Source organism: Gryllotalpicola sp. CP2-P1 (genome assembly GCF_057512245.1).
Genome location: NZ_JBLRDT010000269.1, coordinates 1 through 2,664 on the forward strand (window position 1 = coordinate 1; position 2,664 = coordinate 2,664).

At 69.9% G+C, this 2,664-nt stretch carries 3 protein-coding genes; 1 reads left to right on the forward strand and 2 read right to left on the reverse strand.

The window, feature by feature from the left end:
* On the reverse strand, positions 1-594 hold a 594-nt coding region (locus ACM2XV_RS14035; RefSeq protein WP_487027376.1), incomplete at its 3' end, for a hypothetical protein.
* Positions 591-1,262, reverse strand: a complete 672-nt coding sequence (locus ACM2XV_RS14040; RefSeq protein ID WP_344774286.1) for a response regulator transcription factor — start codon at positions 1,260-1,262, stop codon at positions 591-593. The genes ACM2XV_RS14040 and ACM2XV_RS14035, both read right to left, overlap by 4 nt.
* Before the next feature lie 191 nt (positions 1,263-1,453).
* On the opposite strand from ACM2XV_RS14040, the gene ACM2XV_RS14045 reads away from it, so the two are divergent.
* On the forward strand, positions 1,454-2,664 hold a 1,211-nt coding region (locus ACM2XV_RS14045), incomplete at its 3' end, for an efflux RND transporter periplasmic adaptor subunit (RefSeq protein WP_487027377.1).

Here is a 2,664-nt window from a genome sequence, read left to right on the forward strand (position 1 = left end):
TGCGAGCGCCTCCGCGAGGGGCCGCATCGCCCGGCGCGACATCCACCACGCGGCCAGCACGGCGCCGGCGATCGCGGGAACCCCGGCCAGCGCCAGGGCGATGATGACCCGGCGCACCTCGGCCTGGCTCTCGCTCAGGTCCACCGCGACCTGAACGGTGCGCCCGGCGGAGGCGGTGGTGCGCACCACGTAGCTGACACCGTCGATGGTCTGGTTCTTCTGCACGGTCGTGTGCGTGCGGGCGACCCGCTCAAGGACCGTCAGGTCCGGAAACCCCGTCGGCGCGTTCGGCGACACGGCGACCTGGTCCTGATCCGCGCCCTGCTCGTCGTGATCCTGCGGCTGCTGATCGGCCAGGGGCGCTGGCTGGCCGGGGCCGCCGAGAATCGCGACATACACACCCGCCGGGGCATCCCGTGGCGAGTCGAGTCGCGCGGCGCTGGCCAGTGACTGCTTCACCGCCTCGTGCTCGCTGGTGGCGACCAGCGTGATGACGACGCCCGCCACGATGAGGAGGAGGGCGACCATCAGCCCGGCGAAGCGGAGGGCGAGGCGTAGCGAGACCGTCCGCAGGCCGCTGGGGTCGGTCTTCATGACAGCGCCCCGAGCGCATAGCCGACGCCGCGCACGGTGAGCACGCAGCCGCGGCCCAGCTTCTTGCGCAGGTGGTGCACGTAGGCGTCGACGACGCCGGTGTCGTCGGCGTCCGCGAAGACAGACTCGAGCAGCTCGTCACGCGTGAAGACCTGGCGCGGGCGGCGCGCGAGCGTCGCAAGTAGGTCGTTCTCGCGCTCGGAGAGCACGACGACCTGCCCTGCGGTGAGCACGGCCTCGTGGCGTTGGGGATGCAGGATGCCGCCGGGGATGGCGAGACCCGTGGTCGCCATCGCGCTCTTGCGCCGCAGCACGCGCAGCCGGGCCAGCAGCTCGTCGACGTCGAAGGGCTTCGGCAGGTAGTCCTCAGCACCGCGGGTCAGCCCCTCGACGCGATCGGCCGGGTTCCCCAGCGCGGAGAGGATCAGCGCGGGCACCGTGTTGCCCTGCGCGCGCAGGCCTTCGATCACGTCGAGACCCTCGCGCGCGGGCAGGCCGCGGTCGAACAGCAGAACATCGAAGCGGCCGGTCATCGCCTCGTGCAGCGCGCGCTGCCCATCGTGGGCGACGACGACCTCGTAGCCGTCCGAGGCCAGCAACTGCTCGAGCATGCCCGCGAGTCGCCGATCGTCCTCGGCGACGAGGATCCGTGCCGGTTCATCAGTCACGCTCGAAGTATAGGAACCGGCGTGACGCCTTCCGGGGTTCCGCAGTCATTCGCAGACCTCTTCTTCCTCGCACGTGAGACCCCTATCGAACGCATAGGAAGTCGAGGCGGTTCGTCCAGCCGGAGTAAGAATCCCGGAAGAACCGCGGTCGATGGTGGACAGTGCTCGACTTCCCCCTCGAAAGGACCGCGATGAAACTGCCCGACCAGGTCGGCCGGATCGTCACCAGCCGCAAGATCGTGATCAGCGCCGCCGCCGTCGCGGTGGTGCTGGCCGCATCGGGCGTGTGGTGGTTCGGATTCGCCTCGAAAGCCCATGCCGACTCGGCGACCGCCACGACTCAGAACCTCACGGTCTCGACCCGCACCCTGCAGCAGACCGTCAGCGGCACCGGCACCCTCACGCCGACGGTCGACGAAGAGGTCAGCTTCGCGGCATCCGGCACGGTCACCGCCGTGAAGGTCAAGGAGGGCCAGACGGTCACGAAGGGCCAGGTGCTCGCGACCATCACGACGACGCAGGCCGACGCCGACCTCGCCTCCGCCAAAGCCGCGCTCGCGACCGCGCAGGCCCAGCTCGCCGCGGCGCAGAGCGCGTCGACCGGCTCCGATGAGGATGTCGCCACCATCGCCTCCGACGAGGCGGCGGTGACCGTGGCGCAGGCATCCGTCACCTCCGCTCAGGCGGAAGTCGACGGAACCACGCTCACGGCGCCGGTCGCCGGAGTGGTCGCGGCCGTCGGCGTCGCGGTTGGCGACGAGGTGAGCGGCAGCTCGTCGAGCGGAGGCTCGTCGGGCTCGAGCTCGCCCTCGTCTTCGTCCAGCGGGTCAGGCCAGAGCGCCTCGACGTCGACCGGCTCGGCGTCTTCCTCGTCCTCGTCGTCCTCGTCGTCGTCAACGTCCGGATCGTCCGGTTCGTCGAGCTCCGCGTTCGAGATCACGGGCACGGATTCCTGGACGACGTCGATCGCCGTGAGCGCGACCGCGGTGAAGAACATCAAGGTCGGCGACCAGGTGCAGCTCTCCACCACCGAGAAGTCCAGCTTCTTCGGCACCGTCTCGGCGATCGGGCTGCTGCCGTCGACCACCTCGGGCGCCGCGACCTACCCGGTCTCGGTCAAGGTCACCGGCACCCCCGACAACCTCTACGACGGCGTGAGCGTCACCGCCGAGGTGATCTACAAGCAGATCACGGATGCCGTCGCGGTGCCGTCGCTCGCGATCACCACGAAGGGCGGGAAGTCCACGGTGCAGAAGGTCGTCGACGGCAAGACCGTCACGACCACCGTGACCACGGGCCTCTCGGAGGACAACTACACGCAGATCACGAAGGGCCTGTCGTCCGGCGACACCATCCAGCTGAGCATCGCGACGCCGGGTACGGGCGGCTCCCGGAGCGGCTC